This window comes from Chryseobacterium sp. (genome assembly GCF_008831505.1).
Classification (GTDB): Bacteria; Bacteroidota; Bacteroidia; order Flavobacteriales; family Weeksellaceae; genus Marnyiella.
In genome coordinates this window covers 2,544,540-2,563,328 of sequence record NZ_CP044507.1, presented here as the reverse complement: position 1 = coordinate 2,563,328, position 18,789 = coordinate 2,544,540, and the positions used below count along the sequence as shown (strand labels likewise).

Sequence of the window (18,789 nt, the reverse complement as noted above, 5' to 3'; positions counted from 1 at the left end):
TAGCTCATGAATTTAAAGTTATTAATAAACAGAATCCCAACACTTGAAATTTCCGGTGAAATAAACCGTGAAGTTTCCGGAGTGTTTTCGGACAGCCGCCTGGCCACGGAGGGATCCCTCTATGTGGCACTGAAAGGTGTTTCTGCAGATGGGCATCTGTTTATTGGTGCGGCTATAGACAACGGTGCAGCAGTTATTGTTTGTCAGGAATTCCCGGAACACACTGATCCGCAGGTCACCTATGTCCGTGTTAAAGATACGGCTGTGGCGTTGGGAGCGATTGCTTCAAACTGGTATGGGAATCCTTCAGAAAAGCTGAAACTTGTGGGAATTACAGGAACCAACGGCAAAACATCGGTCTGTACGCTATTATTTGACCTCTTTACAAAACTGGATAACAAGTGCGCGTTGATTTCTACTGTAGAATACAGGATAACGGACCGCGTGATGCCTTCTACACATACCACACCCGATGTACTGACGGTTAACAGAATTCTGGCAGAAGCTGTAGAGGAAGGTTGTGAATTTGCTTTCATGGAGGTGAGTTCACATGGTATACATCAGCGCCGCACAGATGGTTTAAGCTTCAGTGTTGCCGGATTTACGAATATCACACATGATCATCTGGATTATCACAATACTTTTGATGAATACCTGCGCACAAAGAAAAGTTTCTTTGACAACCTGAGTCCGGATGCCACAGCAATTACAAACCTGGACGACAGGAATGGAAGGGTGATGATGCAGAATACGTCCGCCAAGCAGAAAACCTACGCTGTAAAGACAATAGCCGACTATCACGGCCGCATGCTGGAAGCAGATTTTAACGGTATGATGCTTCACTTTAACGGCAAAGAATTTTGGACTACACTTACCGGTAGGTTCAACGTCTATAATCTGCTGCTGGCATTTGCTGTTGCAGTAGAGTTGGGATGTACTGAAGATGAGGTGCTGACAGCTATGTCTCAACTGAACCGGGTAAACGGCCGCTTTGAGATATTAAAGTCCGGCGGTGGGATTTTCTTTGTTGTAGATTATGCGCACACCCCTGACGCACTGGAGAATCTGCTGGACAGCATTAACGAAATCCGGACAAAAAATGAAAGACTGATTACCGTTTTTGGCTGCGGCGGAGACCGCGACCGTGAAAAGAGACCGTTGATGGGTAAGCTGGCAGCACGTAAATCCACATTGGCTATACTTACCTCCGATAATCCGCGTACGGAGAATCCGGAAGCGATCATCAGGGAAATTGAAGCCGGAATTGAGCCTCAGTATTATGGTAAATATACCGTGATCGCCGACAGAAAGGAAGCCATCAAAATGGCTATAAAATTTGCAGAGCCGAAAGATATTGTTCTCATTGCCGGCAAAGGCCACGAAACTTACCAGGAAATCAATGGTGTACGGCACCACTTTGACGACCGCGAAGTTATAGACCAACTGTGGAAGCAGATGTCCAAATAGAAGATGATACCTACTAATTTAACAAGTTAAAATGCTATACTACCTGTACGAATATTTCACTGCGAAAGGAATCCACATTCCGGGACTTAACCTGTTCCGCTATATTTCCTTCAGGGCAGCGCTGGCAGTACTTTTTTCACTGCTTATTGCACTGGTATATGGTAAAAGGATCATCAATTACCTGCGCAGCAGGCAGATGGGCGAACTGGTACGCGATCTTGGGCTGGAAGGTCAGAAGCAGAAAGAAGGTACGCCGACCATGGGTGGGCTGATAATAATAATTGCGACCCTGATTCCCGTGCTGCTCTTCACAAAGATTCTGAATGTATATATCGCTTTGCTTATCGTATCTGTGGTATGGATGGGCGCCATCGGATTTATAGATGACTATCTGAAGAAAATCAAGAAGAATAAAGACGGGCTTTCGGGCCGCTTCAAGGTGATCGGTCAGGTTGGTTTAGGTTTAATCGTAGGTGTAACCATGTACTTCCATTCGGATGTTACGGTAAAGCGAAAGTATGCTGATGCCACGGTGGTGAACCGCAATAATGTGGAAAGTAATTTTATGCCCACTGAAAAATCGACAGTCTCTACCGTGCCTTTCTTTAAGAACAATGAGTTTGATTACAGCAAAATACTTTTCTGGATGGATGAGCAAGGTCAGCAGGAATGGGCCTGGGCTGTATTTATCCCTTTAGTCATCTTTATCGTTACGGCGGTTTCCAACGGAGCCAATATCACAGACGGAATAGACGGTCTGGCGGCGGGTACCAGTGTGGTTATACTCCTTACTCTCGCCTTTCTGGCCTATGTGTCAGGAAATATTATTTTCGCCGATTATCTCAACATTATGTTCCTGCCCAATATGGGAGAAACCACCATCTTCACTGTGGCACTCGTAGGTGCGGTTATCGGTTTCTTTTGGTACAATACTTATCCGGCGCAGGTTTTTATGGGTGATACAGGCAGTTTGATGCTGGGCGGTGTAATTGCCGTTCTGGCGATTATTTTACGTAAGGAACTACTTATCCCGGTTCTTTGCGGCATTTTCCTGGTCGAAAATATTTCCGTGGTGCTTCAGGTAGCTGTATTTAAATACAGAAAACGGAAATTCGGACTGGAGTATGCCCAGAATAACAGGTTTTTCAAGATGTCACCGCTGCACCATCATTATCAGAAAAGCGGTTATCACGAAAGCAAAATTGTAAACAGAATGATCATTATTGGGGTAATGCTGGCGATTATCTGCCTGATTACGCTCAAAGTAAGATAATAATACCGGCTGGTCCGGTTACACTATAACATGATTAATAAAGCAGAAATGAAAATAGTTGTTTTAGGCGGCGGCGAAAGTGGCGTAGGAGCAGCATATCTGGCCATGAAAAAGGGGCTGGATGTTTTCCTGTCGGACAAAGGCGTCATCAAGGATGAGTATAAAGCCATACTTACAGAAAACAATATTGAGTTTGAAGAAGGAAATCATGACGAAGAAAGGATCTTAAATGCTGACTGGATTATAAAATCACCCGGGATCCCTAAAAAAGCAGATCTGGTTGTCAAAATTAATGAGAAAGGCATCAGACTCTCTTCAGAAATTGAATTCGCAGCAGAATTTACCAGTGCCAAGATTATCGCGGTTACAGGCAGTAACGGCAAAACTACTACCACGTCGCTTATTTACCATATACTGAAAAACGATAATATGAATGTCGGTTTGGGTGGTAATATCGGTAAGAGTTTCGCCAAACAGGTGGCCGACGAAAACCATGAATATTATGTTCTGGAGGTAAGCTCTTTCCAGCTGGACGATATCCAGAACTTCAGACCTTATATCTCATTGCTGCTGAATCTGAGCCAGGACCACCTGGACCAGTATAACTATAACTACGAAGAATACGCGCTTGCAAAGTTCCGGATTGCCGAAAATCAGGAAAATGACAACTTCTTCATCTATAACCGTGATGATGAAATGAGCCTGAACCTGCTGGAGAGGCTTGAAATTAAAGCAAAGAAACTGCCTTTTTCCCTTAAGGAAAAACTAAAGGAGGGCGCTTATGCGGATGAAGATAAGATCTATGTAAAGATGCAGGATCACTTTTCCATGAAAGTAGATGAACTGTCCCTTATCGGTCAACACAATATCGCCAACAGCCTGGCGGCCTCACTGGCCGGTAAGATATTGAATATCACCAGCGAAAGCATCAGAAACTCGCTGATGACTTTTCAGGCGGTAGAGCACAGACTTGAACTGGTTACAGAAGCCGAAGGTGTAAAATACATCAACGACAGTAAAGCGACTAATGTAAATGCTGCATATTATGCCCTGGAAAGTATGAAAGGACCGACAGTATGGATTGTGGGCGGAGTGGACAAAGGTAACGACTACACCGAAATTGAAGAACTTGTGAAAAGAAAAGTTAAAGCCATCATTTGCCTCGGTCTTGATAACGAAAAAATCATCAGCTTCTTCCGGGACAAAAAGGAACTAATTTACGATACGTCCAGTATGGAAGAGGCTATTAAAATAAGCAGGACAGTTGCGCAGAAAGGGGACACAGTTCTTTTGTCGCCGTGCTGTGCAAGTTTTGATCTTTTTAAAAGCTACGAAGACCGTGGCAATCAGTTTAAGAAAGAGGTATTGCAGAAACTGGCTGTTTAGTCAGCATTAAAAAAAAGATAAGTCATGAACGAATTAAAAGCAGAAAGCAGTAAGGAGTTTCTGAAGGGCGATAAAGTCCTTTGGATGGCCATCATTGTGATTTCTGTCTTTTCTATTTTCCCGGTATATTCGGCCAGTTCCAACCTGGAATATATCGTAAACAACGGGACTACTACAGGTCACGTCATAAAGCATATGTTCTTTGTGATCATTGGTCTTGTAATCATGCGTATGGTAGGTATGATCAAGTATGAAGTCATAGGCAAGTTAAGCAGTGGGTTTCTGTTGGTAACCATTGGACTGCTGGTATTTACGATGTTTACGGGGCAAACCATAGAAGGAGCCAGTGCCGCGCGGTGGATCAAGATACCTGGTACCCCGGTTTCCTTCCAGCCTTCTTCTTTCGCTTATCTTATGCTGATCATCTACCTGTGCCGTTATCTCACAAAGAAGATTAAGCGGGACAGGCTGCCCATAGAGAATATATTTTACATTTTTGGCTCCATCCTTCTCGTACTGCTCCTGGTGGGCAAAGACAACGGGTCTACGGCACTGATGATACTTATCGTGTCGGTTGCCGTTCTTATTATTGGTCAGCTCAACTGGAAGTACATCGCCGGATTCATCGGCACCTCAATACTTGCAATCACACTTTTCATCATGGTGGCTCTTAACACAAACCTTATTGGTGGCAACAGGGTACATACCTGGATGAGCCGCGTGGAGGTTTTCCTTAACTCTAAGCAGGGAGCCCAGGTTGAAGATGAAAGTGATAAGGCCAAAAACTATCAGGTCATGCAGGCCAAGGCAGCTATCGTTCACGGCGGCATCACAGGGATGGGTCCCGGTAAAAGCGCACTGAAGCAGATGCTTCCACAGTCGGCCTCAGATTTCATCTTTGCCATTATCGTAGAAGAATATGGATTTTTTGGCGCCGCATTCCTCATTGCACTGTATCTGATCATCATCATCAGGATTGTAATGATCGCAAGTAAGATGCCCGCATTTTTCGGCTCTCTGCTTGTGCTGGCCATGGGCATCATGATATTTGTACAGCTTGCTGTAAACATTGCCGTAGCGGTGAATATTATTCCGGTAACAGGACAGCCGTTGCCTCTCATCAGTTATGGAGGTACTTCCATGCTGGTAACTTATATACAGCTCGGGTTGGTACTTAATGTAAGCTCCAGGATACAGGTTTTTGATGAGGAAGGGATGGGCAAGAAACAGAGTATTGAAGAAATTAATGACATTGCGTAAGTCTATATGACCAGACAGCTCAAAATAGTATTAAGCGGCGGCGGAACAGGTGGACACATCTTTCCGGCCATTGCTGTGGCTGATGAGATCCGCAGGCGTTTTCCCGATGCCGAATTTCTCTTCATTGGTGCAAACGGCAAGATGGAAATGGAGAAAATTCCGCAGGCTGGTTATGCGATTCAGGGAATCGATATTTCCGGAATAGACCGCGGCAATATGCTCTCCAACTTTGGATTACCTTTCAAATTACTGAAGAGCGTACTCAGAACCCGTAAGATACTGAAGGATTTTAAGCCCGATTTCGCCGTGGGAACTGGCGGATTTGCCAGCGGACCGGCTTTGTTTACAGCATCCCGGCTGGGGATACCCGTCTTTATACAGGAACAGAATTCCCATGCAGGGATAACAAACAAAATCCTCAGCTTCAAAGCAAAGAAAGTTTTTACCGCTTACCCAAATGTCAATGGATTCCCACCGGAGAAGACTGTCTTTACAGGAAATCCGGTACGGCAGAATATTGTAGCTGGCCTAACCGATACCCGGACGGCTAAAGAAAAGATGGGTCTGGACCCTAACAAACTTACCATTCTTTCAGTAGGCGGCTCTCTGGGATCTGCAACACTGAATGACGCCTGGAAAGAGAATGTTGGAAAGCTTGCAGAGAAGAATTTGCAGTTGATTTGGCAAACCGGTAAATCCGGGTACCGTGATCTGCAGAATGATGAACAGCTAAGAAAGCTTTCTGTTGCTCAGGTTCAGATGCATGAATTTATCGCAGATATGGCCCTGGCTTATTCTGCTGCCGATGTCATTGTTTCCCGGGCGGGTGCAATTGCTATTTCTGAACTCGCAATTGCGGGAAAACCCGTGCTGCTCGTACCCTTTCCTTTTGCAGCCGAGGATCACCAGACAAAAAATGCCGAAAGCCTGGTGAGTATGAATGCGGCAAAAATGGTTAAGGATAGCGAAATGAAACATCTTTTTTGGAGTGCGCTTCTCGAATTGTGTGAAAAGCCAGAACTGCGTGCCGGGATGAGTAAGAATATGACAGCTTTCAGCAAACCTGAAGCGACTGTACAGATAGTTGATGAAATCTTTAAAACACTGAAAGTATGAATGTAGATCAGTATCAAAACTTCTACTTCGTAGGAATTGGTGGCATTGGGATGAGTGCCCTGGCCCGTTATTTCCAGGCTTCAGGTAAAAAAGTCCTGGGATATGACAGGACGCCTACCAAACTGACGACCGCCCTGCTTATGGAGGGTATTGAGATTGCCTTTGAGGACACCGTTGATTCTGGCCTGGAGAGCCTGGACAAAGACTCCACGCTGGTTATTTATACACCGGCCATCAAACAGCTGTCTATACTTTCCTTTTTTCAGGAAAATGGTTTCACCATACTTAAAAGAGCCGAGGTACTTGGTTTGATTACCCGCAATACCAACTGTCTGGCCGTGGCCGGAACTCATGGCAAAACAACAACATCATCACTCATCGCCCATCTCTGCAAAGAAGCGAACTTACCGTTCTCCTGTTTCCTAGGTGGTATCGCAGAGAATTTCAAATCCAATTTTCTGTTTAACGGCAGCGAATATTCTGTTGTGGAAGCTGACGAGTACGACCGCAGTTTCCTGAAACTGTCGCCGGATTGGGCGGTAATCACATCAACGGATGCGGATCATCTGGATATCTACGGTGACAGGCAGACTATTGAGCAGGGTTTTCGTGAATTCGGTGCGCTGGTTCCCGAAAATAATCAGCTTTTTGTGCGTAAAGGTATAGATATTGGAAGGCCATGCAGGTTTTATGCGGTTAATGAGCCTGCAGATTATTATTCCGATAATCTGCGTATGGACAGGGACCGCATTTATTTCGACTTTCATACACCTGCTGAAGTGGTTCGGGATTTCGTTTGGGAAATACCCGGCATCCATAACGTGGAAAATGCAACGGCCGCCATTGCACTGCTGCATAACCTAGGCGTTGATTTCAATACCTTAAAAGCAGCTATTGCTTCGTTCAAAGGCATCAAAAGACGTTATACCAAGCATTTTTTTGAGAGTGGAAAAATTTATATTGACGATTACGCGCACCATCCCACCGAACTGGATGCTGTCATTGGCTCCATCAGGACCTTTTATCCGGAGAAGAAACTCTTGGTAGTGTTCCAGCCACATCTTTTCAGCCGGACCCGTGATTTTGCTGATGATTTCGCCGCAAGCCTTGAAAATTCGGACGAACTGATGCTCTTAGATATTTACCCCGCACGTGAAATTCAGCAGAATTTTCCGGGTATCACCTCAGACTGGCTGGCAGATAAAGTTAAGGCAAAAATGAAAGAAGTAGCCGGTCTGGACGCGGCTTTGGAAAAGATAAAAGAAAAGGATTTTGACATCCTGCTTACAGTTGGTGCAGGAAATATAGATACCTTATATGACCCCATTGTAGCCTGGCTGTCGCAAGGTGAGCACGTAAATAGTTAAATAGGAGAATTATTCCCGAAGGGAAAAAGGATATGAAAAAAAAATGGAGACTTCTGAAGATTCTGGCAACCGTAATCATTTTCGGCTTGCTGCTCAGCTTTTCCCTGAAACGCTTCAATAATGCGCCTATGGAAAATGTATCCATTAACATGGTCTATCCAAAGGGGTTGGAAAAGGTATACTTCATTGACGAGAAAAACGTAATGGATTTCATACGCAAGGCCAATCCATCAAGGAAAATCGGCGACATTGATATTCCGGCACTGGAAAAGGAAATCAGTAATTTCCCCTCCGTGGACAGTGCCAACGTATATCTGAACCTGAACGGTGCTTTGAATGTGGATATCATGCAGCGCGTGCCGGCCTTCCGCCTGAACAGGGGCGGTGAGAACTTCTATGTGGACAGAAAAGGGAATGAATTCCCTTTATCCAGAATTTATTCTCATCCCACAATGCTGGTTCAGGGCAATGTAAAGCGAAGTGAATATCTGCAGGTGGCCGAACTGGTTAAGAAAATAGAGACTGATGATTTCAGCAGGAAATATTTTATAGGTATCGCCAAGGAGGGTGCAGATTATAACCTGCTTACAAGTGACGGTTACTACAGGGTGGAAATAGGTACATTGGATAATATTGACCTGAAGGTAAAAGGCTTCCGGACCTTTGTAGAGAAATTTCTGGTTTTCCAGGAACCCGAGAAGTACAGCCGCGTTTCGGTGAAATATGATAACCAGATTGTGACAACCCTTAATCCGGGTTACGGAAAGAATGACAGTATCATCAGTGCCTCCAGTAAGGAACTCGTGAAACTCGCCGCGGAGAGGGCGCAGCTCACCTCAAGCAGTGCTGGCAGAAGGTAAGCGGCTGAGAAAACGCAACTGCCGTCCGTAAGGAGCGGAACAGTATGAATGAATTAGGTAAAGTAGAAAAAAAATCAAATCGGCAAATAATGGAAAATCAAGAGTATTCAGTAGGACTCGATATCGGGACAACAAAGATTGTTGCGATCGTGGGCCGGCGCAACACTCACGGAAAAATTGAAGTTCTGGGAGTAGGAAAGGCCAAAAGTTTGGGTGTTCATAAGGGAATTGTGAACAATATTTCACAAACCATCAGCTCCATACGTGCAGCTGTGGCAGAAGCCCAGGCAAGCTCGGGCGTGGAAATTAAAAAGGTAACTGTGGGCATTGCCGGAAAACATATCCGGTCGCTGCAGCATTCCGATTATATAATGAGGGAAAACCCCGACAAGTTTATTGGTGAAGATGATATTGACGCACTTAAAGAACAGGTGAAGAAACTCGTGATGCTTCCCGGCGAGGAAATCATTCACGTACTTCCGCAGGAATACAAGGTAGACAGTGAGGGCGAAATTCACGAACCTATAGGTATGCACGGCAAACGTCTTGAAGCTAACTTCCATGTGGTAGTAGGCCAAATGGGCAGCATCCGCAACATCGCAAGATGTGTGAAAGAGGCCGGCCTGGAAATGGAAGCGCTTACACTTGAACCGCTTGCATCCTCCGAAGCTGTGCTTACCAAGGAAGAAAAAGAAGCAGGCGTTGCAATTATTGATATAGGTGGCGGTACCACAGATATCGCTATATTTAAGGATAACATTATCCGCCACACCTGTGTCATTCCTTATGGCGGCGGCATCATAACGGATGATATCAAGGAGGGCTGTTCCATCATCGAGAAGCATGCAGAGCAGCTTAAGGTGAAGTTTGGCTCCTCACTTCCCGATATGGAAAAGGAAAGTACTTATGTAACCATTCCGGGACTGCACGGTCGCCCCGATAAGGAAATTTCCCTGCGGACGCTGGCCGAAATCATTGGCGCGCGTGTAGAAGAGATCCTGGAAATGGTGAATATTGAACTGAAAGCCTATGGAGCTTTCGAACAGAAGAAAAAACTGATAGCGGGAATAGTTCTTACCGGAGGCGGTTCCAATCTAAAGAACCTGCGCCAGCTGGCCAATTTTATTACCGGTTTCGACAGCCGCATTGGGTTTGCCAATGAATACGTAGCCAACGACAAGAATCAGTATCTTAAAGGACCGGAATATGCAACATCCATCGGCTTGCTTATGGAAAGCCTGAAGATCCGCGATAAGAAAGCCGGGATGCCGGAAGAGGTTATTGAGGAAAAAGCAGCGGAGCCGGAAATGCGGGAAGAAAAACCTGTGGCAGAAATGATGGACGCGGCAGTACAGACCGCAGCTGAGCAGGAAACGGTTCAGAAAAAAAGAAAAAGTCTGACCTTTGGCCAGTCACTGATGGAAAAAGTAAAAAAATTCTTCGAAGAAGTAGAGTAAGCAACTTTTATCTTCGATTAACTTCAATATAAAAAACAAACAGTTATGGAAAATTATAGCACTGAGGGGTTTTCATTTGATTTGCCGAAAGGGAATTCCTCCATAATAAAAGTAATCGGTGTAGGTGGCGGCGGTAACAATGCTTTGATGCACATGTACGAGAAAGGGATTCACGGTGTAGATTTCATCATCTGCAACACCGATGCACAGACTCTGGATAATAATCCCGTTTCCAATAAAGTTCAGTTAGGGGTTACCATTACGGAAGGCCTGGGTGCAGGAGCCGACCCTGACGTAGGTGAGAAGGCCGCTATAGAAAGCATTGACGATATTAAAGCTGCTTTGGGACAGAATACCAAGATGGTTTTCATCACTGCAGGTATGGGTGGTGGTACCGGAACCGGTGCGGCGCCGGTAATCGCCAAGATTGCCAAGGAAATGGGCATCCTAACCGTAGGTATCGTTACTGTACCTTTCAGTTTTGAAGGCCGCCGCCGTCTGGATCAGGCAGATCTGGGTCTGGAAAAACTTAGAAACAACGTAGATTCACTTATTGTAATCAACAACGATAAACTGAGACAGCAGTTTGGCAACCTGGGCTTCAAGCAGGGCTTCTCCAAAGCGGATGAGGTGCTTACCAACGCTGCCAAAGGTATGGCTGAGGTTATTACCGCACCATTCACCATTAATATTGACTTCCGTGATGCCAAATCTGTACTGCAGAACTCCGGAACTGCACTGATGTCCACAGGCATCGCCACCGGCGAAAAACGCGCTGATGAAGCTGTACGTAAAGCACTGGACTCTCCATTGCTGAATGACAATAAAATTACAGGTGCGAAAGATGTTCTGCTGTTAATCCAAAGTGGTGTGGAAGAGGCTAATGAGGCTACAATGGACGAAATAGGCCTTATTAACGATTATATCCAGAGCGAAGCCGGCAACACCGCCAACATCATCTTCGGTGTAGGTACAGACGAGGAACTGGGTGCAGCAATCAAAGTACTTGTAATCGCCACCGGTTTTGCCAATGACAATAAGAAAAACACCGGCCCTGCCGAGAAAATCAGCATCAAGCTGGAAGATGTAAGCGAAGTTTCGGTTCCAAAGCAGTCTCCATTCCGTTTGAAAAATGAAAGACAGGACAGCGAGGCACCGGCAGCTTTGGCTTCACAGGGCTTCTTCCGCCTGGATCAGGAAGATGAAGACCAAAATTCCGGCATAAATATGCAGGCGGCATCTCAAACTTTACCAACGCCGCGTAACGAATTCAGAATTATTGAAAAGGACGAACTTCCTGCAAAAGATTACCGTTCGGAAGCTGAGAGTAAGGAAGATTATGACCTTTTTACTATTGATGAGGATGCTGCCGATCAGGCGGACCTTCAGGCACAGTCTTTCAGGTTTGAAACAGAAGACAGACCGAACCCGGCTGATAATTCAGCCTCTGCGCAGGAAACTCCGGAGATCAAATCGTTCAGTGAGGAGAAGCCAATGGAGTTCAGTTTTTTCGTAAACGAACCGATTAATGAAACCTTAGCCGATTTCAGCACGCCTAAGGAAGAAGTTAAGCCGGAACCGGTTCAGCAGAAGGAAGAAATTAAGATAGAAGAGAAAGCGGAAGTTCCAGCCGCTAAAACACCGGAAACCAAAACGGTTGAGGTGCAGGAAGAGTTTACTTTCATTAACAAGACCGTTAATCAGGAAAAGGTTTTCGAGAGAAGGAATAAACTGAAGGAATTTAATTCCCGTTATCAGGTTTCCGAAAGTGAAAATGATTTCGAAACTGTTCCTGCCTTCAAAAGAAAGAATATCTCGATTGAAACTTCAGATGCTTCACAACAACGGATCAATACCTATCTTTCTGAAAACAGCAGCGGGCAGATGCAGGTTCGCGAGAACAGGTTCCTGAACAAGGACGTAGATTAAGCCCTTCTGTTTAACTTAATATATAATTAAGATGAGTTTAGAACACAACATTACAGAAGCCATAAAGACCGCCATGCGCGAAAAGGACAAAACAGCCCTGGATGCACTTCGTGCGGTGAAAGCACAGATCTTACTCGTGAAAACGGAGGCAAAAGGTGCCGAGGTTTCAGAGGAGCAGGAAATTGCTATCCTCCAGCGTATGATTAAGCAGCGGAAAGACTCTTTCGAACAGTTTTCGGCGCAGGGCCGTACGGACCTTGCTGACGTTGAAACCGCGCAGACAGCAGTCATTGAGAAATTTTTGCCAAAACAGCTTACTGCTGAAGAACTGGAGACGGAGATCCGCAGTATCATTGCCGAAACCGGTGCTGAATCCATGAAGGATTTGGGAAAAGTGATGGGAATGGCCTCTAAATCCCTTGCCGGCAAATCTGACGGTAAGAGTATTTCAGAAATGGTGAAGAAACTGCTTTCTTAACCTGCATAAGACCCGGATGCGATTTAGCTGATCAGCACTTTGTCATCCGCACTATTAAGGATATCCAACCTTTGCATATCGATTTGATTTGAACCCGGAGCATTGCCGCTTCGGGTTTTTTATTATCTCCTACAGATAAATAGTTGTACCCCGTATTGAAAAAGCAGATAAGATTAGTGTGTTTTGGGCAGCGGGGAGTTGGGAGATTTAACAACTGCGCTAAATACAGGTTGATAACTTTGAAGTATAATAATGAACGATGTGGTTACATCTCAAAATCGGCAGACGTTGCTTTGCGGGTAGTGGTAGTCTTTTTAGTGGTGCCGGATTTTGGTATATTAGCAAAAAAATCTATATGAAAATAAAACTACTTTTTATTATTAGCTTTTTCTCTGCATTCTCACTGGCTCAATCTGTAAAAAAAGTCTTTTTTGTTGGAAACAGCTATACAGCCTTCAACAATTTGCCGCAGTTGGTACAGAACATTGCAGTAAGTACGGGTGATAACCTTGTATATGAGGCTTATACGCCTGGAGGAAACACTTTAAAGCAACATGCCACCAATCCTGCTGTCACTTCAACAATTGATTTGGGAACATGGGACTATGTAGTACTGCAGGAACAAAGCCAGATACCGGCATTTCCATTACCTTATGTGCAGGCAGAACTTTTTCCCTATGGCGCACAGTTAGTCACCCGTATTAGAAACAGCAATCCTTGTGGCAATGCTATATTTTATATGACATGGGGAAGAAAAAATGGCGATGCGTCCAACTGTTCACCAGGCTCCTATATGTGTACCTATACCGGCATGGATGATAAAATCAGTGAAAGGTATATGCATATGGCATTAGAAAATGAAGCCTTGGTTTCCCCCGTAGGAAAGGTTTGGAGATGGCTTCGCACCAATTATCCAAATATGGAATTGTATGAAACTGATGAGTCGCATCCCAGCGAAATAGGTTCTATGGTTGCCGCATATACTTTCTACACCACTATTTTCAAGAAAGATCCTTTGCTGGCGACTTATAACGGAAATATAAGTGCGGCAGAAGCGCAAATCGTAAGAACGGCAGTTCATAATGTTGTTTTTAACAATATGAATACGTACTATATTTTATCACATGATGTTAATTCAAGATTTTCCACAAGTATGGTAAATTCGCAAACGGTCCAGTTTCAAAATGAATCTTCACCTTCTGCTACAACCTATTTTTGGGATTTCGGTGACGGAACCACCTCTACATTGGAAAATCCCCAGCACTCCTACGCGGCCACAGGAAACTATACCGTCTCCTTTACTACAAATGCATGTGGGAGAAATACGACTGCAACAAAGAATATTGAGATTCTTGCATTGGGTGTAGAAGAATCCTCAGCAAAACCGTTTTTGCTGTATCCAAATCCTGTAGAAAAATTCTTGAAAATACAATCCAGAAACAGATTATCCTCTTTTCAACTTTTTGATGCCAGTGGCAGAAGAATCGAGACTTCAATTGAAGAGCAGTATCCTACCTACGCTATCGATATGCAAAGATTAACCAAAGGTTTGTATTTCCTGAAATTCACTGACGGTGCTAAGCAATATTCAGAAAAAATTCAGAAAAAATAAAATCATAAATCGTGGTTCTGCAAAGTCTCATTTCCTGAGACTGTGGGAGCGATCAAAATAATTTTTTGCCTCTCTTTGAGTTACCGTGCTGCGTAATTCAAAGGTAGGCAATTAAATTGATTTTAAGCGGACAAACAGACCATTTTGAAGAGAAAGGAATCGGTCATAGATCATCCGCAGGCTGAAAGCCGATCTAAATTACCTGTTCAGAAATGCATCCCAGCCCCGCTGCTCAAAGTCTCCCGCTGCGCAAAGTCTCCTGACTTTGAGCAAATTTCATTTCTTAACATTCCATAAATCATTATCTTTGATCAAAGCCGGCTCTTACAAAACCTGTTTGAAATAGTTGGTGGTTCCCTTAAATACAGAGCAATTTTTTAATTTTCTATTAAAAGGATTAAATCATTCATGTTCTTTCGAGCCAGAAGATATTTGGAACGGCGCAAAGTCAGGAGACTTGCGCAGCGGGCGACTACAATTGTGCTAGCTATTATAGGATGCAATATAATCAATTAAGGTATCAAGGACAGTTATGAATATTACTGGTACCATTTACGATCATTTGTTAATATGGGATTAAAAAGATGAAAACAATACATTTTTCTTTGCTGATTACAATGGTATTAATGTCTTGTAAACAGCATAAAGTCGAAAAAATTACTGTAAAGGCATCTGCAATTAGTTATAATTTGACTGATGGAACAGGAGAATATTATAGACAAATAAAAGATGCGCCTGTTAAAGAGAAATTTAAATTTATTATACCAAATAAGAATGTAGAAAATATTAAAAATATTTATAACCGAGAAAGATTGGATAACCTTGAAGATGAAGCTGAATTTGAATCAGTCGATAAAAATTTAATTGTAAAGGATCGGCTGTTGGATATAGAGTTTGTTTTCAATAACGGATATACAAAAAGAATAGGCTATACGGGTACTGTCAAAGATATTCCGCCCAAGCTGAAAGGCTTATTCCATGAAATACAACAAACAACAACTAATATCAGAGACAGTCTGAAAATCGTACCTGTAAGCTTGTAGAAAATCATCTGTGGGCCTTGGGTAATCTTATTAACAAACAAAAATAATTATGAAAACACCCGCTGCGCAAAGTCTCCTGACTTTGAGCAAATTTCATTTCTTAACATTCCATAAATCATTATCTTTGATCAAAGCCGGCTCTTACAAAACCTGTTTGAAATAGTTGGTTCCCTTAAATACAGAGCAATTTTTTAATTTTTTATTAAAAGGATTAAATCATTCATGTTCTATCGAGCAAGAAGATATTTGGAACGGCTCAACGTCAGGAGACTTTGCGCAGCGGGGATAAATCAATTAGGATCAAAACGAATGATATGGTGGAATTTGTTTTTGGCGCATTTGGCGCATTTATAAGATGGATTTTTATTTATAATCTTAACTCAAAAAAAATAGGAGAAGCCTATAATACTAATCCACAAGTGGAAGATGCCAAGAACAGCTATGCTGGTCTTTTTTTGGTTCCGCTAGGCATTATTGTTGGAATTTTTATTAAATATTAAATTTAGTTAAAGGTATATCAGTTTATACCAAATAATAAGCAACTGCACCAATCCCCGCTGCGAAAACCCTCCTGACTTTCAGCATGTATTAGCGGCAATTTATAATCCATGCTAAGGTCAAAAACCTTAAATAATTATCTGTTTAGAAATGCATCCCAGCCCTGTGCATTCAGTGCGATCAGTTCATTGCTTCCCGCTGCAACGAGGTAATTGCCTTCTTCCAAAGTCGTTACGTGGCCAATGATGGTAAAGTCGGGGTGATTTTTAATTTTGTCATAATCAGCGGCCGGAATTGTAAACAGCAGCTCAAAATCCTCACCTCCGTTCAGCGCGCACATCACCGGATTAAGGTTGAGTTCATCTGCCGTGGTCATTGTCAGAGGATCCATCGGTATTTTGGACTCATAAAGCCTGAAACCTACCTTGCTTTGATCAGAAAGATGCAGGATTTCAGACGAAAGTCCGTCCGAAACATCAATCATGGAAGTTGGCTCTACGCCCAGTTCCTTAAGGGTATTCTTAATGTCCGTGCGGGCTTCCGGCTTCAGCTGCCTTTGCAGGATATAATCGTAGCCTTCCATCTCAGGCTGCATATTGGGATTGGCCAGATATACGGAATGTTCGCGCTCCAATATCTGTAAACCCATATAGGCACCGCCCAAATCACCGGTTACGACAAGTAAATCGCCGGCTTTGGCACCCGTACGGCCTACCAGGTTTTCAGAATGCTCCAGACCTATCGCGGTAATGCTCATTACCAGACCAGATGTGGAACTTGTAGTATCGCCGCCCACCAGATCTACCTTATACCGTTCACAAGCCAGCGCGATTCCTTCATAAATCTCTTCCAGCGCCTCTACCGGAAAACGGTTGGATACGGCCAGTGAAACCAGTATCTGTGTAGGCGTGGCATTCATGGCAGCCAGGTCGCTGATGTTTACTACCACCGCTTTATAGCCCAAATGCTTCAGAGGGACGTATCCCAGATTGAAATGTACTCCTTCTGCCAGCACATCGGTGGTGACAACAACTTTCTGCCCCTGAGGATTGATCACCGCAGCATCATCACCAATGGAAATCTCCGTAGATTCGTTTTTGAAACTAAAGTTTTCGGTCAGATGCTTTATCAGGCCGAATTCCCCATACTGCGAAATAGGCGTTAACTGTGGGTTTTTATCTTCTAGCATAATATCTCGGTTTGGTGAATCGGTTAGGGAATCAGATGGAATTTAAGAGCGCAGGATCAATGTTTTCCGCACGGAAAGGCAGTGCTTTAATGTCCTCGCGCGTGAATATTTTATGATTGTCGGATTTATACTTGGTCAGTACCTCCAGGATATCATCCGGCGGCGTGGTGGATTTTCTCAGCATCATGTCAATCCATACACCAAAAGCTTCCGAGGTAGCGCAATGGGTGCCGTCCGGCAGATAGAATTTATGCAGGAACTGATAGATGGCTCCATCTTCAGAAAAACCGTCGATTTCCAGGGTTACATAAACCTCCTGGTCCATCAGGATTTCCCGGAAGAAGGAATATCTCTCATGCAGGATTACGGGACCGATTCCCCAGCGGTTCAGCTCCTTCAGGCCCATTTTGTTTTTAGACATAAAGGACATTCTGGTTTGGGCGCAATACTCTACGTAAGTAGAATTTGCAAGGTGACGGTTGGCATCAATATCGCTCCAGCGCACTTCAAATTTATGGTGATATACGGACATTTTTATATGTTTATTTAGGGGCGTAAATTTACGATTAAAAGGTGGGTTCTAAAAATCGTAATTTTGCCGTGCTTTATGGATAAGAAATCAGTCATTATTATTGGAGGCGGTGCTGCGGGTTTTTTTTGTGCCGCCAATCTGGACGAAACAAAGTTTAAGGTAAAGATTCTTGAACAGAATGCAGATGTGCTGCAGAAGGTTAAGATCTCCGGTGGCGGCCGCTGCAATGTGACTCATGCTTGCTTCGACCCAAAAGATCTTGTAGGTTTTTATCCGCGTGGGAACAAAGAGCTTATCAGCGTCTTTCACAAATTCCAGCCCGGTGATACCATGGATTGGTTTGAACAGCGGGGCGTTGCCTTGAAGGTTGAAGCCGACAACCGCATATTTCCCGAAAGTAATTCATCGCAGTCCATCATAGATGCACTTCTGCAGACCGTTAACCAAAAAGGTTTTGAGATTCTAACGAAAACTGTTGTGCAGAGCATTCAGCAAAATGAGCATGGATATGAGGTGTCCACTACCAATGGAAGTTTTTCTGCAGACTATATCGTATATGCGCCGGGCAGTGCACCGAAATCCCTGAAGCTGATTCAGCAGTTGGGGCACAAACTGGTTCCGGCTGTGCCTTCGCTTTTTACATTCAACATAAAAAATGAAGTCCTGAAAGATCTGATGGGTACCAGCTTTCCCAATGCCATTATTACAATCCCATCGCTTAAGTCCGATGAATCCGGGCCGCTGCTCATAACGCACTGGGGACTTTCCGGACCGGCGGTTCTTAAGATTTCTGCCTGGAAAGCCCGCGAGCTGGCGGAATGTGGCTATAAAACCGAAATCGTAGTGAATTTCCTGGGTATGGACACCGAAGATGCTGCGAATATTCTTCAGACCTACCGTAAGGAGAATCCGAAGAAAACGCTGGGCGCTTCCAGGATCTTTGATGTAACCACCCGTTTCTGGCACCGCATTCTGTGGCTTTCGAAAGTGGATCTGAATAAGAGTATCTCTAACCTTAGCACCAAGGACATGGAAAGCATAACCGGAAACCTTTGCGTAAACAGGATGCAGGTCACAGGCAAATCTACCTATAAAGATGAATTCGTAACGGCCGGCGGTATAGAACTGAAAGAGATTAATTTCAAGAATATGTCCTCCCGGATTCTGCCCGACTTTTATCTGGCCGGTGAAGTGCTGAATATTGACGGTGTGACGGGCGGATTTAACTTCCAGGCTTGCTGGAGCGAGGCCTGGTTGATTGCTCAGGATCTGAACAGTAAGTAACGAAAGAGTAATAATTCTGCAGTTTATCTTTTTAACCG

At 44.0% G+C, this 18,789-nt stretch carries 16 protein-coding genes; 14 read left to right on the top strand and 2 right to left on the bottom strand.

The features are described 5' to 3' along the window. Nucleotides 1–6: 6 nt before the first annotated feature. The 13 genes from F7R58_RS12040 (at nucleotide 7) to F7R58_RS11980 (ending at nucleotide 15,748) form a co-directional block, all read left to right on the top strand. Nucleotides 7–1,467: a UDP-N-acetylmuramoyl-L-alanyl-D-glutamate--2,6-diaminopimelate ligase gene (locus F7R58_RS12040; protein WP_158065151.1), complete on the top strand. Its 1,461-nt coding sequence runs from the start codon at nucleotides 7–9 to the stop codon at nucleotides 1,465–1,467. A 31-nt stretch (nucleotides 1,468–1,498) separates the two neighbouring features. After that, entirely contained in the window at nucleotides 1,499–2,740 is a 1,242-nt protein-coding gene (gene mraY / locus F7R58_RS12035; RefSeq protein ID WP_158065150.1) for a phospho-N-acetylmuramoyl-pentapeptide-transferase, read from the top strand. A gap of 48 nt (nucleotides 2,741–2,788) precedes the next feature. After that, the gene (gene murD / locus F7R58_RS12030; protein WP_158065149.1) at nucleotides 2,789–4,126 is read left to right on the top strand and encodes a UDP-N-acetylmuramoyl-L-alanine--D-glutamate ligase; all 1,338 of its coding nucleotides are present in this window, start codon (nucleotides 2,789–2,791) and stop codon (nucleotides 4,124–4,126) included. Between the two features lie 24 nt (nucleotides 4,127–4,150). After that, nucleotides 4,151–5,386 (top strand): FtsW/RodA/SpoVE family cell cycle protein, encoded by a 1,236-nt coding sequence (locus F7R58_RS12025; RefSeq protein WP_158065148.1) that lies wholly within the window; start codon nucleotides 4,151–4,153, stop codon nucleotides 5,384–5,386. Nucleotides 5,387–5,392: 6 nt separating this feature from the next. After that, nucleotides 5,393–6,502 carry an undecaprenyldiphospho-muramoylpentapeptide beta-N-acetylglucosaminyltransferase gene (gene murG / locus F7R58_RS12020; protein WP_158065147.1) on the top strand — a complete coding sequence of 370 codons (1,110 nt, stop codon included), beginning with the start codon at nucleotides 5,393–5,395 and terminating at the stop codon, nucleotides 6,500–6,502. Then, complete coding sequence (gene murC, locus F7R58_RS12015) at nucleotides 6,499–7,869, top strand: UDP-N-acetylmuramate--L-alanine ligase (RefSeq protein WP_158065146.1); 1,371 nt, start codon at nucleotides 6,499–6,501, stop codon at nucleotides 7,867–7,869. The genes murG and murC overlap by 4 nt, the downstream gene beginning before the upstream one ends. Before the next feature lie 32 nt (nucleotides 7,870–7,901). Then, complete coding sequence (locus F7R58_RS12010) at nucleotides 7,902–8,729, top strand: cell division protein FtsQ/DivIB (protein WP_229723816.1); 828 nt, start codon at nucleotides 7,902–7,904, stop codon at nucleotides 8,727–8,729. A gap of 89 nt (nucleotides 8,730–8,818) precedes the next feature. Beyond that, nucleotides 8,819–10,186 carry a cell division protein FtsA gene (gene ftsA / locus F7R58_RS12005; RefSeq protein ID WP_158065145.1) on the top strand — a complete coding sequence of 456 codons (1,368 nt, stop codon included), beginning with the start codon at nucleotides 8,819–8,821 and terminating at the stop codon, nucleotides 10,184–10,186. Nucleotides 10,187–10,231: 45 nt separating this feature from the next. Beyond that, on the top strand, nucleotides 10,232–12,115 hold the full coding sequence (gene ftsZ, locus F7R58_RS12000) for a cell division protein FtsZ (RefSeq protein ID WP_158065144.1): 1,884 nt from the start codon (nucleotides 10,232–10,234) through the stop codon (nucleotides 12,113–12,115). 31 nt (nucleotides 12,116–12,146) lie between these two features. Next, nucleotides 12,147–12,593, top strand: coding sequence for a GatB/YqeY domain-containing protein (locus F7R58_RS11995; RefSeq protein ID WP_158065143.1), 447 nt, complete (start codon nucleotides 12,147–12,149; stop codon nucleotides 12,591–12,593). A gap of 355 nt (nucleotides 12,594–12,948) precedes the next feature. Further along, complete coding sequence (locus F7R58_RS11990) at nucleotides 12,949–14,205, top strand: PKD domain-containing protein (protein ID WP_187695238.1); 1,257 nt, start codon at nucleotides 12,949–12,951, stop codon at nucleotides 14,203–14,205. Between the two features lie 584 nt (nucleotides 14,206–14,789). Beyond that, the gene (locus tag F7R58_RS11985) at nucleotides 14,790–15,248 is read left to right on the top strand and encodes a hypothetical protein (RefSeq protein ID WP_158065141.1); all 459 of its coding nucleotides are present in this window, start codon (nucleotides 14,790–14,792) and stop codon (nucleotides 15,246–15,248) included. Between the two features lie 314 nt (nucleotides 15,249–15,562). Further along, nucleotides 15,563–15,748 (top strand): hypothetical protein, encoded by a 186-nt coding sequence (locus tag F7R58_RS11980; RefSeq protein ID WP_158065140.1) that lies wholly within the window; start codon nucleotides 15,563–15,565, stop codon nucleotides 15,746–15,748. Nucleotides 15,749–15,882: 134 nt separating this feature from the next. Here the strand turns inward: F7R58_RS11980 and thiL are convergent, their stop codons facing one another. Then, nucleotides 15,883–16,935, bottom strand: a complete 1,053-nt coding sequence (gene thiL, locus F7R58_RS11975; protein WP_158065139.1) for a thiamine-phosphate kinase — start codon at nucleotides 16,933–16,935, stop codon at nucleotides 15,883–15,885. Nucleotides 16,936–16,966: 31 nt separating this feature from the next. Further along, nucleotides 16,967–17,467 carry an acyl-CoA thioesterase gene (locus F7R58_RS11970; RefSeq protein ID WP_158065138.1) on the bottom strand — a complete coding sequence of 167 codons (501 nt, stop codon included), beginning with the start codon at nucleotides 17,465–17,467 and terminating at the stop codon, nucleotides 16,967–16,969. Between the two features lie 75 nt (nucleotides 17,468–17,542). Here F7R58_RS11970 and F7R58_RS11965 point away from each other — a divergent pair, with 75 nt between their 5' ends. Further along, nucleotides 17,543–18,751, top strand: coding sequence for an NAD(P)/FAD-dependent oxidoreductase (locus tag F7R58_RS11965; RefSeq protein WP_158065137.1), 1,209 nt, complete (start codon nucleotides 17,543–17,545; stop codon nucleotides 18,749–18,751). The last annotated feature ends 38 nt before the right edge of the window (nucleotides 18,752–18,789 follow it).